Consider the following 21171-nt stretch of genomic DNA (forward strand, 5'->3'; position numbering starts at 1 on the left):
CTTTAAATTAATTTAGATTAAGACAAATAAAAAAAACTTCCATTCCTAAGAGAATTTATCTCTAGGAACGAAAGTTATATCCGTGTTACCATCCTAATTCACCTATACTTTGCAGCATAAGCCTCTTCAAGTACGTCATAAAGCTTTATGATTATACCCTATCACTATAACGGGTGAATCCGTTGCAGCCTAAATTTAAAATCTCGGTGCAAAGCTCCAAGGCCATTTTCTCTTCAATATCCTTTGCTCCTTCTCACCATTTGGAGCTCTCTGTAAAAGTATTTTTAAAGGTACTTTCCTTTTCACGGCATTTATTTGTATTGTATATGATTATATACCTTTCTGTTACTTTGTCAATATGATTAAAAAAATTTATATGTTACATTCTATTATTTTTAACTTGATATTACATGCTTCATTTATAGTTAATCACAAATAAAAAACATCTAGAAGTCCAGATGTTTTTTAGGTTATCTTTTCGATTAAATTTACAAACTCCTCTTCACTTTTCTTTTCAAGATATAAATCCAAAAGCTGTTGGGTACTCATATCTTTTAATCCTTTGCACCCATGAATTATAATATCTCCTACCATATCTTTAAATTCATCTTTATTAGCTTCTAATGCCTTTATCATTTTAAGGGTTACATCCTCTACTAACTCATCTATTAAGCCCACTCTAAGAGATTCATTAAATTTTATAGCATACTCTTGTTCTTCATCACTAAGTCCAGATAAATCATTAGCTAATAGCTTATTAATTGTAATCATAAGTATATCTCCTTTTTGAAAGTACATTTACTTAAACTATACTATTAAACTAATTAATTTAAAAGACATTTTAATTTATTCCTTGAAAATACTCTATTCCTATTGTAGCTCGTACTTCTTTTAAGGTTTGAGCTGCTACCTCTCTCCCCTTCTCACTACCATTCCTCAATATCTTATATACACTAGGTATATCTTTTGCAAACTCTTCTCTTCTTTTTCTTATAGGTTCTAATTCCGCTTGTAAAACCTCATTTAAATATTTCTTTATCTTCATATCTCCTAAGCCGCCTCTTTTATAATGACTCTTCATTTCTTCTAATGTTGATATATCCTTACAAAAGGCATCTAAATACATAAACACTGGATTATTCTCTACTTCTCCGGGGTCTTCAACTCTTAAATGATTAGGATCAGTAAACATCTTCATTACTTTCTCTCTTATAGTGTCCTCATCATCTGATAAATATATTGCATTATTTAAAGACTTGCTCATTTTAGCTTTTCCATCTATGCCTGGTAATCTACAACAGATGCTTCCTTCTGGCAACATAACTTTTGGTTCTACTAGTATTTCTCCATATAATTGATTAAAGGCTCTTACAATTTCCCTAGTTTGCTCAATCATTGGTAATTGGTCATCACCTACAGGAACAACAGTAGCTTTAAAGGCAGTTATATCCGCTGCTTGGCTTACGGGATAAATAAAGAAGCCAGCTGGTATGCTTTTATTAAAATCTCTTTGTTTAATCTCATCCTTTACAGTTGGATTTCGCTTCAATCTAGATACTGTAACTAAATTCAAATAATGCATAGTTAATTCATTTAGCTCTGGTATTTGTGATTGTACAGCTATTGTTGATTTATTAGGATCAATTCCAACTGCTAAATAATCTAGCGCCACCTCTATTAAACTCTGTCTTATTTTTTCTGAATTTTTCGCATTATCCGTAAGAGCTTGTTGATCTGCAATTAGTACATAGGTTTCGTATTGTCCTGTATTTTGTAATTGAACTCTATTTCTTAAAGAGCCCACATAATGGCCTAAATGTAATTTTCCTGTTGGTCTATCTCCCGTTAATATTATATCTTTCTTCATCTTAAATTCCCCCTCAAGCTATTCTTTTAAAGAATAATTTACCCTTCTTAAAGATAGAGCTACCACCTTATATAAGAACATTCCAGCTACTAAATTTATCCCTGCTGCTGGTAGTACTACAATTGTAAATAGAGCCGTAAATTCTGCCGGTAAACCCACTATTGCTTGTGCTGATAACAAGAATAGCATCCCACTTATAATCGTACCTATAAGCAATATTACAGAAGCTATTATGTAATTTTGTTTTTCTTCACTTAACTTATTCACAGCTTTTATTTTTATAAGAAAAATCATCAACAGATACGCACAGTTTACTGTTATTAACTTATCTATAAGGTTAGGAATTTGTCCTCCTGGAAATTTTGTAGTCATAGCAGTAAAAATTCCAGTTGCTATACCTGCTACTAGAGAAATTTTATAATCTTCCTTATTTAGCATTACTATTATAAATAGCATTGAAAGTGCAAAGTCAGGTTGCATAGGAAGTCCTAAAGCTGGAGTAATTTGATGCAATAATGCACCTATAGCTAAAAGTAATCCATTCATTGTTAACTTTCTTATTTTATTATTTGTATTCATATCTATTCTCCTCCTAAAATTTTTAACATTTTTCCACTGACTAATTTCATCTTTTTCTAAGCTATACTTTCATGCCATATTACTCACCCCCTTGATTTCCTTGTTATTTTATAATGTATTTTATCCTCTCAAAACACCTGGATTTTTAGTATTTAAAGGATATTTAAAAAACAAAAAACTCCGTCCTAAATCAATAGGACGGAGTTTATCCGCGATACCACCTAAATTGCATCATATGTATAAAATAAACTAAGTTATTTAAGCTTTACTAACTTAAGGTTTGATGCTGTTATAAAGAAAAAATCTCTTTATTTAACTTAATACATAAAAAAAATAGTACAAGTCAAAATCATAATACCTTAAGTACTAAAAGTTTATACACATACTATATGCCACTCAACTTCAAGTACTAACATACTCTATCTGCTATAACGTGCAGCCCACGATAACCAGTACTCTCCAAAAGATTTCCCTTTACTCCTCTAAGGTCCATTCATTAAACTTTTTCATGCTAGGATTCCACCATCCCTAACTCTCTTTAACGAAGCTAAATTTAATTACTACTCCTCTTCAATGGATTAACTTTTATTCTATTAATAATATAATATTCACTATTTTGTAAAATGTCAACTATTATTAAACTTTTCTATAGCATTCTTTCCTTCATAAAGTTTTCTAGAATTATGCTCATAATTAAAAAAGTTTTTAATTAAACTATTGACATTCACGCTACGTAAACCTGTATTATAAGTTTATCAGGAGGTGAAAACATGGAATATACAATACAGAAAATTGGAAGATTAGCAGGTATAAGTACTAGAACCCTTCGATATTATGATGAAATAGGAATTCTTAAGCCGGCAAGAATTAACTCTTCAGGATATCGTATATATGGTCAAGCTGAGGTTGATAGATTACAACAGATTCTCTTTTACAAAGAACTTGGCATAAGCCTAGAGGATATAAAGGATATTATAACTGCAGCATCTTTTGATGGATTGGAAGCATTAAAAGATCATCGTGAAAAGCTTCTTGATAAACGAAAACAACTTAATTTGTTAATAGCTAATGTGAATAAAACCATAGCTTTAACCGAGGGGAGAATTACAATGACTAATAAAGAAAAATTTGAAGGATTTAAACAAAAGATGATAGATGACAATGAAGTGAAATATGGTGAGGAAATAAGAGAAAAATACGGTAATGACACAGTTAATAAATCTAATAAAAAATTTAAAAACATGTCTGAGGAGCAATTTAAAGAATTTGAGGCTCTAGGAGCAGAGGTGCTTGAAACCTTAAAAGAAGCCTTTAAAACAGGTGATCCATCAAGTGAACTTGCACAAAAAACAGCAGACTTACATCGTAAGTGGCTATGCTTCACTTGGGATAGTTATAGCAAAGAGGCACATGCTGGCCTTGCTCAAATGTATGTAGCTGATGAGAGATTTACTGCATTCTACGATAAACATCAACCTGGTGGGGCTGAATTTTTAAGAGATGCTATTCTTATATATACTGGCATGAATAACTAAGATAAATAAAAGCACAGAGCTATGGATTAAATCCATAGCTCCATGCTTTTATTTATCTCTTATCTTATCCATATTGCAAATCTTACACTGATGATATTTTCCAAACCTTTCTATACATTCCTGAAGGTCTAGCTTAAGCTGCGAAGTTAATTCTACCTCTTCTTCCCACCATAGATTTTTAACCATCAACGATTTATTCTTTTTATCTTTTATAATTTCTATTCTTGCCACAAATCTATCCCCATTTAATACTGGAAGCACATAATATCCATATTTTCTTTCAGCTACTGGAGTATAAATCTCCCACTTGTATTCAAAGTTAAATAACTCCTTTATAAGCTTTCTATCCCACAGCATATTGTCTAGGGGTGCAATGAATTCTGTACGTGGCATTAGATACTTATCTTTTATTACAGTGTTTAAGAGTTTTCCATCTCCTTTATTTATATATAGAGATTCTTCTATACCCTCAACCTGTATTTCCACAATTTCTCCACCTTCTAATAGATTTCGAAATGCCTCTATGCGTTCCTTTGACTTCAATCCATTTATTCCAAGCCACCCATCTGAAGCCTTATTCCACAATAACCCTATTGATCCTATTCTCCTAGCTACATGCCAAGCATAATATTTACTGTCCTCTTTATTTGGCTCTTCGGCATTTAATAATTTAGAAGGTATATGATTTTCAACAAAGTCATAGTACCTCTTTGTATTCTTTTTATGATGAATAACAAGCTCTCCTTGAAAATACAAGACTTCTAATGCAGCTCTTGAAAGAGAAGTTGGTGCCCAACCCCAGTCAATCTTTTCTTTGTAATTAATATCACTAGAACATAGTGGACCTTTCTCTTTAATCAAGCTCCTAATATCATCAACAACAGTTTCAATGTCCTCTCTACTCCTTTTCCATTCTTTAGCTCTATCCCTATTGCGTTTAAAAAAGGGCCAGTCACTAACAGAGTATATAGACATATTTTTATCAAAATGGTCAATGAGCTTTCGTTCTTCATATAAAAGCTTATATAGCATTTGTGGCGTAAAATCCTTTACCCTTGATTGAAGTACTAATTCTGGATTTTTTCCACATACATCTATGGGATCAAACTGAATACATCCGGCCTGTTTAATATAATCACATACTCCCTTTTCTCCTTGAAAAGAGTATTCACCTATAAGCCCTTGCTTAAGTAAAATAAATTTTCTTGCTTGATTTTTTGTTATATGTTTTACTTTCATAATAACCCTCTAATTTAAATTTTTATTTTCTCATCTATATATCTTTTTTGTTGGTTTAATCATATTTATATTTTATAATTGAAATTCCTTTAAAAGTTCCTGTGCCTTTTCTACATAAGCTGAATGCACTTGAATTTCCACTGTATCAAGAGGTGATATCATATTTATAAGATGTTCTCCTTTAATAAAATAAGGTATTTCCTCTGAATCAAACAATCCTTTTATTAAAGGTATTAGATAATAATTGTTAGTTTCTCCTACAGTAACAAGCTCTACTTTAAGTTCTTCTTCTCTTTTATCTCTTTTCTTAAACATATTCTCAACTCCTTGTTATAATGAAGTTCACCCTTAAGTAACATTATATAATTATTTTTTCTTTGTCCTTTGATATTAATAGACTCTAATAAAATCTACTTTAAATCAGTGCTTTTTCATAACACATAAAACTACCTTTTCTAAACCCAATAATTCCACAACTACTGTATCCAAGTTTTTCATATAGACTACAAGCTCTAGCATTCTTAAATTATATTCATTATTTCTTTTAGTTCTTCCATGGAGCCTTTTCTAATTTCCATATGATGCCTCCAATTTAAAATATGTTTTTTATTTTCATTATACTTTATTATTACCAACTAAAATTAACTTTTTCAAGAAATTTATATTATCCTCATAGTAGCCTGGTGCTTGTACATAAGCCCAGCTACAGTTTCCAACTATAAAAGTTAACATGTATAATCTCAATCTGTCATAAAAATCATCCTTTATATCCATAAACTTTCTATACCCTTCAAAAAACGCCTTTTCATATTCACTGTGGTTTAAAAAGTATTTAAAATAAAGTGATATAAAATCTTCTTCTGGATTTCCTGGATAAGCTCCTTCAAAATCAATTATCCCATTTAATCTATATCCTTCTTTAGTTTTTATGGCTAATATATTTCTCCCATCAAAATCATTATGAACCAATCTTGAAGTAATATTTATATTAATTAATGAGTATTTATCTCTTATTTCCTTTATTGCAAGAATCAATAATTCTTTATTAGGTAAATCTGCATTTTCTATAATATCTATAGATTTTTCTATAGATCCAACAAAATTTTTATAATAGTTTGTTATATTGCTTATACTTTTTCCATTAACATTCCATTCACCGAAAAAGTTGAAGGTCTTAAATGAATGTAATCTTCCTAATTCTTCACCCATCTGCTGAAAAATTTCCACATTATTGTCCTCAGTGATTTTTTCAATAATATTATCCAGTATTTCTCCTTGAATACATTCCGTTATAAGCCACTGACTATCATCCTCTAAAATTCCATAACTAAATATTTTAGGACACATGATATCACTATCTTCAAGTAGCCTTAAACTAGCTATTTCTCTACTTCTCCTTCTATCTTTATAATACAGTTTAAATATATATTTTTTCCTACTATCCAAAGAGAATTCATACACTAAATGCCTTTTTAAATGGTGATTTCCTACGGACTTAATTTCAATGTTTTTTACATTTAATATAGATAAAATAATTTTCTCTATATCATTATCTGTATAATTTAACAAGTTCATCACCTCATAATCCACTTAATATTCTGATATTTAATGATATAACTTTGTTTTAAATGGTTGTTGATTTTAGAGCTACATATTATTATCAACACTATATTAAAACAAAGCCAATGATAAAATATCATTACTGAAGCTACATTTTTCTATTTATAACCAATATGAGAGTAGATAGTATTTTACCCTTCTACTCTCATATATCCTTAAATTACTTTAAATTTCTTCATGTAGTTATCTAAATACTACTTTTCAAATTTCATAAACCAACTTCCAAAGTCTACTCTAACTAACTCTATTCCTCTTTCAGTTGTAATAGTCATATACTTATTAACCTTATATCCAAATCCATAATATTCTGCTGACCCACCATCTTTATACTTCACAAGAGGAATAGCAAAAGCAGGTGGCTTATTATCTTTTGCCAATGAATAATCAGTGGTAAAGGCTATAATCCATGCACACAATAAAATCCCTAAGATAATTTTAGTTTTTCTTTTCATAATTACTCCTCCTCTTAAGCATATTATATTAAGACTACCTATAGCATAAAGTTAACTTCCTTTATCAGAATTACTATAGTATAAATTCCTCTAAAGATATTATACCATTATCTTTAATCTCAGCACATACAATCCACGGCATTATATGTTTTATTCTATCAAATTCACTATATCCAAAATCACTATTATAATGATTCATAATTGTACATAGTGCAGTACCATGAGTTCCTATTACAATATTATCTTCACTACTTTCCTCTAGTATTCTTCTTAGTGCATTTATATTTCTCTCTTGCACTTCTCTTAAACTCTCACCATCTTGCAATTTATATTCAAAGTCCTCCCATTGTTTTTTAGAAAAATTATAGAAGTCTTCAATCCATTCATTGCCCACTTTTCTCTCCCTTAGCTCCTCAATAACTCTAATCTCTAAATTTACCTCATCTGCAAAAGTTTTTATTGTATCTACAGCCCTTTTATATGGACTGGAATAAACCTTCGTAATATTTTTATCCACTAAAAATTCCATAACCTTTTTACTATCTTCTACACCCTCTGATGTAAGGGGTCTTGTTAAATCATCATGTATTGAAATATCCGGTTTAGCATGTCTAATAAAATATATTTTACCCATTTCTTTTCTCCTCAATAATTTTATGTTTAAGAACAATAGAATCATTTATATATATTATAATTTTTAATAACTACTATATATTAAAATCCACTTGTTCAATTATGTTCTTAACTTAATCTTTTCTATACCTTATTTTACCACAAATCGCATGGTAAGCCAATAAAATTGACAGATATATGAACTATATATATTTCTATAATTCATATATCTGTCGATTTAAGGCTTTTTATATTATAATCTATGTTTATATGTCAAATTTATATAATTATTTTCCATCACAATTAGATTCCTTCTGCTTTAATATCCATTTAACCCCTTCTAACACATTGTCTGCTACAAAATCCGCCTCGTATTCACTCCATGTGTGCCTATATTCTCTAAGACTCTCTTGTCCACATCCAGTAAGGACTAAAATCCCTTTAGCTCCTATATTCTTAGCCATAACAATATCACTGATCCCCATATCACCAATTACAAAACTTTTTTCTAGGTCAATATCTAACTCCTTTTGAGCCTGTTCAATTAATCCTTTTAACGGTTTCTTACATAAGCATTTATCCCCCTTTACATGAGGACAGCAATATACTCCATCTAAAATTGCTCCCTCTTTAAGTAGCTCTATTTTTAATTCCTCAACCTTATTATTAAAATCTTCTAAAGTTAAATACCCTTTACCTATACGACTTTGATTAGTAGTAACTATAGTCAAAATATTATTTTCATTTAATAACCTTATGGCTTCTGGTGCAAATGAGTAAAATGAAAAATTGCTGGCATCATCCATCCCGCTTCCTCCTAAAGTCCCCTGCATATCAATAGAAACCGCACTTCTCATAACTAATCCCTCACTTAATCTTTATTCAAATTTACTGCTTGAAAAAATATAATGTCTTTTCTCCGCTGCTCCATAACTACTATTTCCTCCCCTCACATTTCCAAATAAATAAAATATATATCCATCCTTAGGTACTTCATTCTCTTTTAACTTTATGATTTTTCCATCTTTTACAATATAATTATCTGAAGTTTGCGTTTTAACATTATTCATATTTCCAGAGTAAGTAATGGTGTAGTATTCATACTCCTTTTCTTGTCTTAGGGCATTGAAATCTATAGAATTTAAGCATGTTAAATATTCTTCTTCACTAACTAAATTTTCATATTTATTGTCATCAAATATTTGGGGGTGAATCACATATTTATTCCCTCTCTGACTTACATTGTGTACTATATTTTTATTTTTCTCTTCTTCTACTAAAACATATCTTACCCACCTCATTCTTCCATCTTTCTCATAATCTATTTGAAATTCTTTTACCCTTAACTTCCTCGAAATATTAAGTATTTCTTTGATTTTTTTAAAATCTTCGCTAAAATTTTTACCATAGAGACTTGTATTCACCATTTCAACCTGACGTTCTCTTTCAATCCAAACTTCTTCTAACTTAGGAATAATTGCTCCCCAAAGTAAGACAGCTAATCCTAGATATACAATAATCCTTTTAATCTTATTATTATTTTTTTCACCTCATTTTCCTCCTAAATAATCTCTAAATTTGTTAAACACATATTGTTATAAATATAAAAATATATAGACTCTATGGGAGTTTAATCTTCTAGGAATATTAACCATCTTTTAGACAATTGTATGATTATAAGATATCTTCCAATTTTCTTTCTAACTCATCTTTAATAAATAATAATTCCTCATGTATTTTTTCATTATCTTTTGCTCTTCATATCCATTAATAATACCAACCCTCACTATTGTAAAAGCTCTTATTATATTATAAAGGGTATTAATGCACATAATTTCTTTTTGGTTTAATTTATAATTTTCTCTGTATCCTTTAAGATATTGTCTGAATCCTTCATATTTATCTAGACTGTCAAAACATTCAAAGCATAAATACACTGCCCAACGCATCATCTCATTGACAAACACATCATTTCCACTTTGGTTAAAATCAATTATAGCTATTGGATTAACTTCTTCATCTACCATAATATTATTAAGTGATAAATCTCCTTGGACTACTCCCTTTGGTAATTCCTCATATACATTTTTAAGATAATCTCGTTTTTTATTATAGATTTTCCATATTTCATCCATTATGCTAAAATATCTTTCTACGTTTATAAATTTATCATATATTTCTTTTGCATTTTCATAATTCTCATCATATTTATCATCTTTACAAAATGTATCAAACAATACCATAGCACCATTCCATGAAGCCTTTATATTATTATTTTTAGATATGGTATGGATTCTCCCAACAAAACCTCCTATTGTATAATGAAAACTATATTTAACTTTTGTTGACTTATTATCAAAATCCTCTTCTAAGGTTTCATATGGTAAAAACTGTTCACACCACACTAAATATTTACGATTGTCTATTATGAATTCCGTACTATATCTTCCTGACTTATTTTTATAAAATATAGGCACATTTAAACCTTCCTCATATAACTTTTTAGTAAAATATGCCCACCCTTCCACTTTTTCAGAGTAATTATAACTATTACTATACATCTTTAATATGTATCCATTACCATTTGAAGCTTCTATCTTAGCTATATATCTATAATCATTCACTTGTCTACGACTATTATCCTTAAGAAAATAATTTAATATCTCTAAGTCAAAAAATTCTCTAAAAAGCTCATATACTTTACTTTTCTCTATGATTTCTTTATTATTCAAGAATCTCACCTCAAAACTTTATATTTCTAATGACTATTATACATTATTTTACATGTAATATATTTACTTTTACATCGACATATACAATAAAAATACTATAATTTTTTTTATATCTATTGACATGCTTGTTGTTTCGTAATATGATAGATACTAATTTAATACTTTACTACGATGACAAGAAGAGTAACTTTAGTAGAAATTCTCAGCGAGTGGGTGTAGGTGAAAGTCCCATAATGAAAGCTTTAGTGAAGAACATCTTTGAGTACCTAACCAAAATCTTTTTGAAAGTAGGCTTAGGCGGAATAATACCGTTAAAAATTCAGCAGTATTTTATTGTACTGTTAATGAGTGAGCTTTTCAGCTAATTTGGGTGGTATCGCGGAATTTTACCTTTCGTCCCTTTATTTATTAAAGGGATGAGAGGTTTTTTTTATTTAATAATAGTTAGGAGGATTTATTATGTGTGAGACTACTTTTGTACCAAAGGATTATTGTCCTAGTTTAAATCTTATTGAAACAGAAATAGCAATAAAAAAAATTAAGGATTTTTTTGAAGTAAATCTATCGGAAGCTTTAACTCTAACTAGAGTTTCTGCACCTATATTTGTAAAGGGCGGAAAAGGTATTAATGATAATCTCAGTGGCATTGAAAGGGTTGTGAACTTTGATGCCTTAGATATAAAAGATGAAAAAGTAGAAGTTGTACAATCTTTAGCTAAATGGAAGAGGATGGCGCTGCAAAGATATAAATTTTTACCTAATACAGGGCTCTATACAGATATGAATGCTATAAGAAGAGATGAAACTTTAGACAATCTCCATTCTATGTATGTAGACCAATGGGATTGGGAAAAAATCATTTTAAAAGAACAGCGCAATAAAGCTACCCTTAAGACTGTAGTAAAAAAAATTTATGACGTTTTTAAGGTTACTGAACAATATCTACACTTAACCTACCGTAATTTAAAACCTATATTACCTGATGAAATTACCTTTATTACTTCTCAAGAACTTGAGGACCTATATCCTAATTTATGTCCAAAAGAGAGAGAGAATAAGATTGCTAAAAAGTATGGTGCTGTGTTTATTATGGAGATTGGTGGAATCTTAAACTCAGGTGAAAGACATGATGGACGTTCTCCCGACTATGACGATTGGAGCTTAAATGGAGATATCGTCTTTTGGTATCCAGTATTAGAAAGAGCCTTTGAAGTATCTTCTATGGGCATCAGAGTGGATGAATATGCACTAGATGCTCAACTAGAAGTATCCGACTGTACTGATAGAAAAATTTTAGAATACCATCAATCTGTATTAAATAAGCAGCTTCCATATACCATTGGCGGTGGTATTGGACAATCAAGAATTTGTATGTTTTTTCTAAAAAAAGCTCATGTAGGAGAAGTTCAATCTTCTGTATGGACAGATGAAATTATTAAGGATTGTGAAGAAAATAATATTTCACTACTCTAATAATTTCTATAAGGCTTATATAGATTTCTATAAAAATAAATCTATATACAGCCTTATTTCCCTTTAAACTCTAATCTTATAGCTATAAAATCATAATCATTTCCACGGCAATATAAATCTAATATATAAAAGAGATAACAATTAATCGTTATCTCTTTTATTGAAATACTATTTTTTTCTTCTCTTTCTCTTATAGTAGTATGCTCCCCCTATTACTAGCAATAGACATATTATTAATACCCCTAACTTTTCATCACCATCAAAAATTACATTTCCCTTAGCTGCTTCGTTTTTACTAATAGCATTGGCTTCTTGTTTTCCTTTATCACTCTCAATAAAGGACATATCTTGAGCTGAATCATAAATCAATTTTTCATCATAGTATAGTTTACTTCTATCAAAACTGAATTCATTAGCTACTCCATCACTATTAACGAAGGTTTTTATAGCAACAGCTTCCATTTTGGCTCCATAATCATTTTTAGGAGAAAGTACATTGAGAGTTTTATAATCCTCTGAATCTAACTTATAAATTCCCCATGCACTTTGAAAATCTTTTCCACTTCTATTTATAGAGGCTAATATATAATCACCTTTTTGTGGCTTGCTTTCAACTTCTTTTTTATCATAAAATAGAGAATAATTTTCAACCTCTTCAACATTTATAATCTTTTTTATTGAAATTTGATCTATGGGAGGGGAATTAATATCTTTGGAACTTATGATTTGCTTGCTTACATCTATAGTAATAAATCCTTCTTTGATTTCCATTACCTCTCCTATAACAAGTGCATGATGGTCATTATGCATTAATCTATATAAGTGATCTGCTGCAAATGCTATAATGTGACTAAAACATAATATTATAATTGTAATAATTATTACTGATACTTTATTTCTATTTCTCATACATTATCTTAGTAAAAATAGTTTATGACTCTATTTACTAAATTCTCCTTTTCAATAAGATTCTATGTTAAAATGCATTCCATAAAAAAACAAATATAAATACACATCCCCAAGCATTGCCTGTAAATTCTTTTACCATTAACATTCCATAGATAATAATGAAAACTGTAATTGCTTCAATGATATTTTCAGGTGTTATGCCAATTATTCCATGAATCAATATACATATAATAGCACAAACAATAGCACCTTTATTGAACCACTTATTTGAGGAAGGATAGCGTAAATTAATTTTTTCACTGATCACTACATAATTGAATCCCTCAAAAAATCCCCACGCCACAGCAATCATCAGTATTCCCACTATGTTTACAGGAAATCTATTTGATAAAACTTCCTTTGTCATCCATACTGACTGAAAAGGAGAATATCTAATTGCTGTTCCTGTTACAAAGCTAAATACAACATTTGGCACAAACATTAATATAGAAAGAAAAATTGATGATACAGAGTTTTTCCATTTAAGCCCATAATTAAAAAAACTTTCTTTCCTAAAAATAGCCACAATAGTAATTCCTAAACCTGCAATCCCAAATTGCATAAAAGTCATTGCTGCCGTTCGTATCAATATGCCGATATTTTTATCTTTTGCAAAAGTTATAGCTTGGGTCTGAAATATCATAAAGATTCCAAGAATCAAAAATGTTGTAATAATAATTATGTATAAATCTATATCCGCTTTCTTTTGCTCTATGGTTAAGTTTGATTTTACCATCTATAATACCTCCACATATATTCTATCTATCAAATTCCTCTTATTAAATATAATTCTGCTTAAAATTCCTATTCATTTTTTAAATATAAAGCTTTATCGTCAATAGCTCTCATTGTAGCAAGTATTCCATCTAGATGGTCATATTCATGTTGTAATAATTCTGATAAGTCTCCTTCTAACTCCATTTCATTATCTTCCCAATCCATATCCTTAAATCTAATTGTACATCTCTTATATCTCTTTACTTTCACTAGTAATTCAGGAAAAGACATGCAGTCGTCTAATACTTCCATAACCTCATCATCGGGAAAACTTAATATAGGATTGATAAATACTATTGGTTTGTTGATATACATATATATTACTCGCTTAAATACTCCTATTTGTGGTGCTGCAATTGCTCTTCCTACCCCATATCTATTTTTAAAATCTATAATGGTATCATGTAGATTTTGTACCACTTCTTCTATAAATTCTAACTCTTCCCTTTCTACTATAATACTTTTTTCATACAATTTTGTATTACCTAATAAAAGAATTTTTTTAATCATGGGTATCACTCCTTAGTTCTAATGATAATTCTTAACTATAAAGTTTTATAGTATTATACCATATATGTATTTATTTTACTCTAAAATATATACATATATATATAACGAAAAGACTAACTAAAAGCTAGTTAATCTTTTTATCTATAATTTAAGTAAAAACTAAAATTTTACAATTTTTTCTTCTGTCTAAAATAGTATACTCCACCCATTATTATACCTACACATACTACAAATATGATTAATTCTTCTTTTATACCAAATATAATATTTCCCTTATCCGCATCCTCTTTACTTGTAGACTCCACCTCTGAATTTTCTTCACCATTAGAGATAAGAGACTTGTCCTTACTTGAATCATAAATCACCTCACCATCGCAATACACCTTACTACTATCAAAGGCGAATTCGGTAGCCTTTCCATCACTATTAACAAAAGTTTTTATAGCAACTGCTTCTTTTTTAGCACCATAATCATTTTTAGCAGAAAGTATGTTAAGACTTTTATGGTCAGTAGAATCTATCTTATAAACTCCCCATGCCCATTTGAAATTTTTACCTTTTTTATTGATAGACGCTAACACATAATCACCTTTTTTAGGTCTAGCATCACTAGAAGTGCTTCCATAAAACAGGGCATATTTCTCAACATCTTCAATTTTTATTTTATCTGGTATAGAACTTTGCTTAATAGGAGGTGTATTTAAGTCCTTAATACTTGTAATTTGCTTGCTCACATTTACAGTAATAATATCTTCATCAACATGTCTTATTTCTCCTATAACAAGGGCATCTTGATCGTTATGCATAAATCTATATAAATGGTCTGCTCCAAGCACTTTAATAAAGCTGAAGCACACTATAATAAATGTAGTTATAAATATTCTATGTATGTTTTCTTTTTTCATAAAATATTGTCTCCTTTACTAACTCTTTTTTAATTATAACCTCTATGTTTACTTTATTTCAATTCTATATTAGTTAATCGCACCTATATACATATTACATATATAGCTCTAATCTGATAGAAATAGTATATATCTTTCTCAACTGTACTAATTATAATATATTTATTGCAATTTATACGTGGAAATATAAGGATAAATATTTATTTTTTCAATTACTCTTAACATTATTCGATTATTATATATGCAATAAATCCATATAATATGAATAATATATAATATAATATTTATAATATATTCGATGAATAATATATAATATAAAATTTCATTATTTAATATTTTAGCAAATAAATAAGTCTATTTATAAATTGTAATGAATACTATATATTGTAGAAAATTATATTTTTTTATCACTAGTCCACTATTAGTAGTAATAATGAATATTTTTTAAATTTTCTTAAATATGAACTGATTCTGTTTACATAACTATAATTATTAGGCTATAATAAGTGTGTCTGATTAGAAAATTTCATTATAGAAAGGAAGCTGATAATATTTGAATGTACTTATAAATAAATTTAAAGAAGTTACATTAGCTGTACTTCCTATTACAATTATAGTATTGATTCTTCATTTTATTGTTGCGCCAATAGAAGCAGATTTAGTATTTAGATTTATTCTAGGAGCTATACTCGTAATAATTGGTCTTAGTATATTTTTATTTGGAGCTGATATAGGAATACAGCCTATAGGTTCTCTCATGGGGTCCTCTCTTACAAAAAGTAAGAAGTTATATATAATAATAATATTTGGATTCATCCTTGGATTTCTTATAACTATAGCGGAACCAGATTTGCAGGTGTTAGCATGGCAAGTAAGCGGTGTAACCTCTGGTGCTATATCAAGGCTTAGTCTACTAATCGTAGTATCAATTGGAGTAGGAGCCTTACTCGTAGTAGGATTGATGCGAATTATATTTAACATATCTATATCTAAACTTTTAACCGTAATATATGGAGGAATACTTTTATTAGCAATATTTGCTTCCTCAGAATTTCTAGCCATATCCTTTGACGCAGCAGGCGCTACAACAGGTTCTATGACAGTTCCTTTCATACTAGCCCTTGGCTTAGGAGTTTCCTCCGTTAAAGGTGGAAAAGCAGCTGAAGAAGATAGTTTTGGATTAGCCGCAATAGCCTCAACTGGTCCTATCATATCAGTACTTATAATGAGCATATTAGCTAAAGTTAACACACTAACCGGAACTCTAGCATATGACTCTACAGAAATAAACGGTATTTTATACCCTTTTATAGATCAATTTCCTAAAGCATTGTTTGATGTATCACTTGCTTTAATCCCTTTATTAATAATGTTCTGTATATTTCAAATATTCTTTTTTAAGCTATCAAAGAAGAAATTTATCAAGATATTAAAGGGTTTGCTCTATACATTTATAGGTTTGGTTATATTCTTAACTGGAGTAAATGCAGGTTTTATGGAAGCAGGAAGTGCTATAGGCTTTGCTGTAGCATCCCTAGAATATAATTGGATTCTTATTCCTATAGGTTTCATTTTTGGATTTACAGTTATATTCGCGGAACCCGCAGTTTACGTTTTAAATGAACAAGTTGAAGATGTCACTAGTGGTCATATAAAGAAGAAAATTATACTGTATACGTTATCAATTGGAGTTGCTTTTGCTGTAGCTCTTTCCATGGTAAGAATAATGGTGCCTTGGATTCAATTATGGCATTACCTTTTACCAGGATATCTATTAGCTATAGCTATGTCATATTTCACACCTAAAATCTTTGTTGGTATTGCCTTTGATTCTGGAGGAGTAGCTTCTGGGCCAATGACTGCAACCTTCATCTTAGCTTTCGCTCAAGGTGCAGCAGAAGCTATTGAGGGTGCTAGTGTATTAATCGATGCCTTTGGGATTATCGCTTTAGTATCTTTAACCCCTCTAATTGCCATTCAGCTTTTAGGAATACTATATAAAAGAAAATCTAAAAATAAAGATGTTGAAATAACAGATCCTACGCTGACCTAAAGTTAATCCATCTTTAATAGGAAATTCTATATAAATGCTTTATTTAAAACAAATTTTTTATATTTAATTATTATTTAGTATATAAAGGAGCTGATACTATTTGAACGTACTTATTAACAAATTTAAAGAAGTTACTTTCGCTGTACTTCCAATTACGCTCATAGTGCTAATTCTTAATTTTTTTGTGGCCCCTATAGGCACAGATCTAATATTACGATTCATTATTGGTGCAATATTTGTAATAATTGGACTTTCTATATTTTTATTTGGAGCTGATATAGGTATACAGCCTATGGGTTCTCTTATGGGTGAATCTCTTGCAAAAAGTAAGAAAATATATTTAATAGTTATATTTGGATTCATTCTTGGATTCCTTATCACTATAGCAGAACCAGATTTACAAGTTTTAGCATTACAAGTAAGCGGAGTAACTTCAGGCGCAATCTCAAAAACTATTCTACTAATTGTAGTTTCAATTGGCGTTGGTGCATTACTTGTATTGGGATTAATGAGAATAATCTTTAACATACCAATGTCTAAAATTTTAACTATCCTATATGGAGGAATATTCTTATTAGCTATATTCTCTTCCTCTGGATTTCTGGCCATCTCCTTTGATGCAGCAGGAGCTACAACTGGATCTATGACAGTACCCTTTATACTAGCTCTAGGCTTAGGAGTTTCTTCTGTAAAAGGTGGAAAAATGGCTGAAGAAGATAGCTTTGGATTAACCGCAATCGCCTCCACCGGTCCTATAATTTCAGTGCTTATTATGAGTATATTATCCAAAGTTGATAAATTAACTGGAACTTTAGCTTATGATTCTACAGTTACTAAAGGTGTATTCCGTCATTTTATAGAGGAAATTCCTCATGAATTTTTTAATGTAGCAATAGCTTTATTGCCTATATTGCTCATGTTTTGTATATTCCAAATATTCTTTTTAAAGATATCAAAAAAGAAATTTATTAAAACTTTAAAAGGCCTACTATATACATTTATAGGTTTAGTTTTGTTCCTTACTGGAGTAAATGCAGGATTTATGGAAGCAGGAAGCGCTATAGGCCATGCTGTTGCCTCTCTTGAACACAATTGGATTCTTATACCTATTGGTTTTATTCTCGGTTTTACAGTAATATTTGCAGAACCCGCAGTTTATGTTTTAAATGAGCAAGTTGAAGATGTTACTAGTGGACATATAAAGAAAAAAGTTATATTATATACATTATCAATAGGAGTTGCATTCGCTGTTGCTCTTTCTATGCTAAGAATTATGGTACCTGCGATTAAATTATGGCATTATCTTTTACCAGGATACCTTCTAGCTATAGCTATGTCATACTTTGTGCCTAAAATATTTGTTGGTATTGCCTTTGATTCAGGAGGAGTAGCTTCAGGTCCAATGACAGCAACGTTCATTCTTGCCTTTGCTCAAGGTGCCGCTGAAGCTATTGATGGTGCTAATGTACTAATTGATGCCTTTGGTATAATTGCTTTAGTAGCATTAACACCTTTAATTGCCATACAAATTTTAGGCTTAATATATAAACGCAAATCTATAAAAAAAGGAGTTGAATCAATTGAAACTAGCTGCAGTTAAAAAGGGATATACCATGTTTATTATCGTTGTAAACTTAGGTACAGGTAGCAAAGTTTTAAAAGAGGCAAAAGAAATTGGGATATCAGGAGGAACTATTTTTCTAGGAAAAGGTACTGCCAAGAGCCATCTTCTAGATCTATTGGGTCTTAATGAAATAAAAAAAGAGATAGTATTAATAGTCTCAGAAAATGAACTTGAAAATAAGCTTCATCAGGTCCTAATTGAAGATTTTCATTTAAATAAACCTAATCATGGTATAGCTTTTTCTTTACCGTTAAATAAAGTTTTAGGTCTAAGAAGTTGTAAAATTTGTAGTGATAAACCACAAATAGGAGGTATTGATAATATGGGGTATGAAGTAATCTTCACTATAGTAGATAGAGGACTTGCTGAGGAAGTAGTAGATTCTGCTGTTGCAGCAGGTGCAAGAGGTGCAACCATAATTAATGCAAGGGGAGCTGGCTCACATGAACATAGTACCTTTTTCTCAATGTCTCTTGAACCTGAAAAGGAAATAGTTATGATACTTATTGATAAAGAAAAATCAGATGCTATAATTACAGCTATAAAAGACACCACACATATTGATGATCCTGCTAAAGGGATAATGTTCACTATGGATGTAAACAAAGCTTCTGGTCTACCACCAATTACTAATAAATAATATTTTTAATACCCTATGCTATAATAGTATTTGTATATTGTGAATTTTAATTCTAAGTTTTTGTATAAAGTAGCAACCTATTTATAAATAGAAATGGGTAACAAAAATTAATAATTTAATATAAAAATATCATATATGTATCAAAATCTTATGGTAGTTCTATTCTATGAATCACATAAATTTAATATAATATGATGTTATAAATTAAGCAGTATTTAAATATTTCCATTTAAATACTGCTTTTCTCTTCTCTTAAATAATTTTGACACTTGTTAATCCATATCCTTTTATGTTCCTCTGGAGTCACTACTCTATGACTTAAATCCTCTATGGTGAAAAGATTTAAACTTCCATTATTATCTTCTATTAATAAACTTATAGGAATTGTCCAGTAGCTAAAACTATTTAAAACTCCGCAATTACTTATGAGTTCATGTATTTTCTCCATTCTTAATTATTTTATCGGGATATTTCTTTAGTACTTTCCTTATCTTTAACAAGCACTTCCTTTATCTTATTTTTCTTCACGTTCCACCAGGAGTTATTTTTCTTTTCTTCCTGCGCTCTTTGTAATTCATCTTCATACTGAGCATTTGCCATATACATTATTGGTCCCAATAAATTCATAGAATCTTCATAACCTTGCAGAATTCTTTGTTTTTTAGATTCCTCCGATAAATTAAGAGTTCCTGTTAAAACCCCCTCTTTCATTATGCTTGGACGTATCTCTATAATCTTAGCATTAGGATATAAACTTCTTTTGACATTTGCCTCTTTCGAAAGTAATACTACTATTATTACATCGCAGCCTTCTCCATATACTGGTTGAATAGGTGTATTATCAATCATTCCTCCATCTATATATCTCTTACCATTAATCTCTTCACTTTCATAGATTAATGGTAGACAAGCAGACGCTAAAATTGCACTTTTTCCCTCTTCTTCTTCAAAGTCATTAATTCTAAAGTACTTTGGAGTAAAATCTGGCATTTCTGTACATGCCGCATAGCATATTCTTCCTGATTCTTTCATCTTTTTTATATCAATATAGCTATTCAGTATGTCACATACCCCTTCTCGTGGTACATCTCCAGATTCTAATTTCTTAGGCATGTACTTTTTTACTAAGTTTAAGCTCTTTATACCTACAGCTATAGCCATACCTTTTTTTATTATTTCCTTATTATTAATAGGTAAAAGCTTTTCTATAGTGACTTCTTCCCACAGCATTTCGGCTCTCTCTAAGTCATCCTGTGCAAACAGTACCGCATTAAAAGCGCCTATAGAAGTACCTGAAATTACCTTAATATATTTATCTAGCTTTAGTTCTTTTATGGCTCTCCAAACACCTAATTCATAGGCTCCTTTACCACCACCACCTGATAACACTAACCCAATTTTCATTCCATCACCCCTACTAATCTGGTACTTACTGAGCTTTTCCTTAAGGCATCCAAATAAACAGTAAGGAATGCCTTATTTAAGTATATCAAGTATAGATTTTTTTTGCACTATATTCACTTATGAAAAAGTTGTTAACAGTAGACACCATCTTATTATTTAACTATCTCATATTATAATATATGTTCATACTTTATAGGGGCT

At 29.9% G+C, this 21171-nt stretch carries 22 protein-coding genes and 2 other annotated features; of the genes, 5 read left to right on the forward strand and 17 right to left on the reverse strand.

Annotation, left to right across the window (positions count from 1 at the left end; all coding sequences use genetic code 11):
- Window positions 1-60: 60 nt before the first annotated feature.
- Window positions 61-315 (reverse strand) — a binding site (T-box leader).
- Between the two features lie 150 nt (window positions 316-465).
- The 3 genes from ACI48Q_RS18400 to ACI48Q_RS18410 all read right to left on the reverse strand — a co-directional run bounded on the left by ACI48Q_RS18400 (window position 466) and on the right by ACI48Q_RS18410 (window position 2446).
- Window positions 466-771, reverse strand: coding sequence for a hypothetical protein (locus tag ACI48Q_RS18400; protein WP_474920582.1), 306 nt, complete (start codon window positions 769-771; stop codon window positions 466-468).
- Between the two features lie 70 nt (window positions 772-841).
- Entirely contained in the window at window positions 842-1867 is a 1026-nt protein-coding gene (gene trpS, locus ACI48Q_RS18405; RefSeq protein ID WP_474920583.1) for a tryptophan--tRNA ligase, read from the reverse strand.
- 18 nt (window positions 1868-1885) lie between these two features.
- Entirely contained in the window at window positions 1886-2446 is a 561-nt protein-coding gene (locus tag ACI48Q_RS18410) for a tryptophan transporter (RefSeq protein WP_474920584.1), read from the reverse strand.
- A 770-nt stretch (window positions 2447-3216) separates the two neighbouring features.
- Between ACI48Q_RS18410 and ACI48Q_RS18415 the strand changes: the two genes are divergently transcribed.
- The gene (locus ACI48Q_RS18415; protein WP_474920585.1) at window positions 3217-3981 is read left to right on the forward strand and encodes a MerR family transcriptional regulator; all 765 of its coding nucleotides are present in this window, start codon (window positions 3217-3219) and stop codon (window positions 3979-3981) included.
- A 48-nt stretch (window positions 3982-4029) separates the two neighbouring features.
- Here the strand turns inward: ACI48Q_RS18415 and ACI48Q_RS18420 are convergent, their stop codons facing one another.
- The 8 genes from ACI48Q_RS18420 to ACI48Q_RS18455 form a co-directional block, all read right to left on the reverse strand.
- Window positions 4030-5220: a winged helix-turn-helix domain-containing protein gene (locus ACI48Q_RS18420; protein WP_474920586.1), complete on the reverse strand. Its 1191-nt coding sequence runs from the start codon at window positions 5218-5220 to the stop codon at window positions 4030-4032.
- A 72-nt stretch (window positions 5221-5292) separates the two neighbouring features.
- Window positions 5293-5535: a putative signal transducing protein gene (locus ACI48Q_RS18425; protein WP_474920587.1), complete on the reverse strand. Its 243-nt coding sequence runs from the start codon at window positions 5533-5535 to the stop codon at window positions 5293-5295.
- Window positions 5536-5835: 300 nt separating this feature from the next.
- Window positions 5836-6789: a phosphotransferase family protein gene (locus ACI48Q_RS18430; RefSeq protein WP_474920588.1), complete on the reverse strand. Its 954-nt coding sequence runs from the start codon at window positions 6787-6789 to the stop codon at window positions 5836-5838.
- A 245-nt stretch (window positions 6790-7034) separates the two neighbouring features.
- Window positions 7035-7292 carry a hypothetical protein gene (locus ACI48Q_RS18435; RefSeq protein ID WP_474920589.1) on the reverse strand — a complete coding sequence of 86 codons (258 nt, stop codon included), beginning with the start codon at window positions 7290-7292 and terminating at the stop codon, window positions 7035-7037.
- A 73-nt stretch (window positions 7293-7365) separates the two neighbouring features.
- A complete protein-coding gene (locus ACI48Q_RS18440) occupies window positions 7366-7926 on the reverse strand; it encodes a histidine phosphatase family protein (protein WP_474920590.1) in 561 nt (186 codons plus the stop codon).
- Window positions 7927-8191: 265 nt separating this feature from the next.
- Complete coding sequence (locus ACI48Q_RS18445) at window positions 8192-8761, reverse strand: D-glycero-alpha-D-manno-heptose-1,7-bisphosphate 7-phosphatase (RefSeq protein ID WP_474920591.1); 570 nt, start codon at window positions 8759-8761, stop codon at window positions 8192-8194.
- 21 nt (window positions 8762-8782) lie between these two features.
- On the reverse strand, window positions 8783-9331 hold the full coding sequence (locus tag ACI48Q_RS18450; RefSeq protein ID WP_474920592.1) for a hypothetical protein: 549 nt from the start codon (window positions 9329-9331) through the stop codon (window positions 8783-8785).
- A 273-nt stretch (window positions 9332-9604) separates the two neighbouring features.
- Entirely contained in the window at window positions 9605-10636 is a 1032-nt protein-coding gene (locus ACI48Q_RS18455; protein ID WP_474920593.1) for a phosphotransferase, read from the reverse strand.
- 162 nt (window positions 10637-10798) lie between these two features.
- Window positions 10799-11040, forward strand: a binding site (T-box leader).
- A gap of 55 nt (window positions 11041-11095) precedes the next feature.
- Here ACI48Q_RS18455 and asnA point away from each other — a divergent pair.
- On the forward strand, window positions 11096-12109 hold the full coding sequence (gene asnA, locus ACI48Q_RS18460) for an aspartate--ammonia ligase (RefSeq protein WP_474920594.1): 1014 nt from the start codon (window positions 11096-11098) through the stop codon (window positions 12107-12109).
- Between the two features lie 168 nt (window positions 12110-12277).
- Here the strand turns inward: asnA and ACI48Q_RS18465 are convergent, their stop codons facing one another.
- From ACI48Q_RS18465 to ACI48Q_RS18480, 4 genes are all read right to left on the reverse strand, one after another.
- The gene (locus ACI48Q_RS18465; RefSeq protein ID WP_474920595.1) at window positions 12278-13018 is read right to left on the reverse strand and encodes a hypothetical protein; all 741 of its coding nucleotides are present in this window, start codon (window positions 13016-13018) and stop codon (window positions 12278-12280) included.
- A gap of 67 nt (window positions 13019-13085) precedes the next feature.
- On the reverse strand, window positions 13086-13793 hold the full coding sequence (locus tag ACI48Q_RS18470) for a hypothetical protein (RefSeq protein WP_474920596.1): 708 nt from the start codon (window positions 13791-13793) through the stop codon (window positions 13086-13088).
- Between the two features lie 68 nt (window positions 13794-13861).
- On the reverse strand, window positions 13862-14344 hold the full coding sequence (locus ACI48Q_RS18475; protein ID WP_474920597.1) for a peptide deformylase: 483 nt from the start codon (window positions 14342-14344) through the stop codon (window positions 13862-13864).
- Between the two features lie 167 nt (window positions 14345-14511).
- Window positions 14512-15249 carry a hypothetical protein gene (locus ACI48Q_RS18480; protein ID WP_474920598.1) on the reverse strand — a complete coding sequence of 246 codons (738 nt, stop codon included), beginning with the start codon at window positions 15247-15249 and terminating at the stop codon, window positions 14512-14514.
- Window positions 15250-15802: 553 nt separating this feature from the next.
- Between ACI48Q_RS18480 and ACI48Q_RS18485 the strand changes: the two genes are divergently transcribed.
- The 3 genes from ACI48Q_RS18485 (at window position 15803) to ACI48Q_RS18495 (ending at window position 19566) form a co-directional block, all read left to right on the forward strand.
- On the forward strand, window positions 15803-17302 hold the full coding sequence (locus tag ACI48Q_RS18485) for a DUF1538 domain-containing protein (protein ID WP_474920599.1): 1500 nt from the start codon (window positions 15803-15805) through the stop codon (window positions 17300-17302).
- A gap of 100 nt (window positions 17303-17402) precedes the next feature.
- Window positions 17403-18902, forward strand: coding sequence for a DUF1538 domain-containing protein (locus ACI48Q_RS18490; protein ID WP_474920600.1), 1500 nt, complete (start codon window positions 17403-17405; stop codon window positions 18900-18902).
- Window positions 18883-19566 carry a P-II family nitrogen regulator gene (locus ACI48Q_RS18495; protein WP_474920601.1) on the forward strand — a complete coding sequence of 228 codons (684 nt, stop codon included), beginning with the start codon at window positions 18883-18885 and terminating at the stop codon, window positions 19564-19566. Before ACI48Q_RS18490 ends, ACI48Q_RS18495 begins: the two co-directional genes overlap by 20 nt.
- 229 nt (window positions 19567-19795) lie before the next feature.
- On the opposite strand, the gene ACI48Q_RS18500 is transcribed toward ACI48Q_RS18495, so the two are convergent.
- Together ACI48Q_RS18500 and ACI48Q_RS18505 are read right to left on the reverse strand one after the other, a co-directional pair.
- Window positions 19796-20014 carry a hypothetical protein gene (locus ACI48Q_RS18500; RefSeq protein WP_474920602.1) on the reverse strand — a complete coding sequence of 73 codons (219 nt, stop codon included), beginning with the start codon at window positions 20012-20014 and terminating at the stop codon, window positions 19796-19798.
- An 11-nt stretch (window positions 20015-20025) separates the two neighbouring features.
- Window positions 20026-20970 (reverse strand): patatin-like phospholipase family protein, encoded by a 945-nt coding sequence (locus ACI48Q_RS18505; protein ID WP_474920603.1) that lies wholly within the window; start codon window positions 20968-20970, stop codon window positions 20026-20028.
- Between the last annotated feature and the right edge of the window lie 201 nt (window positions 20971-21171).

The sequence above is a fragment of the Clostridium sp. LXY-7 genome (assembly GCF_056172015.1).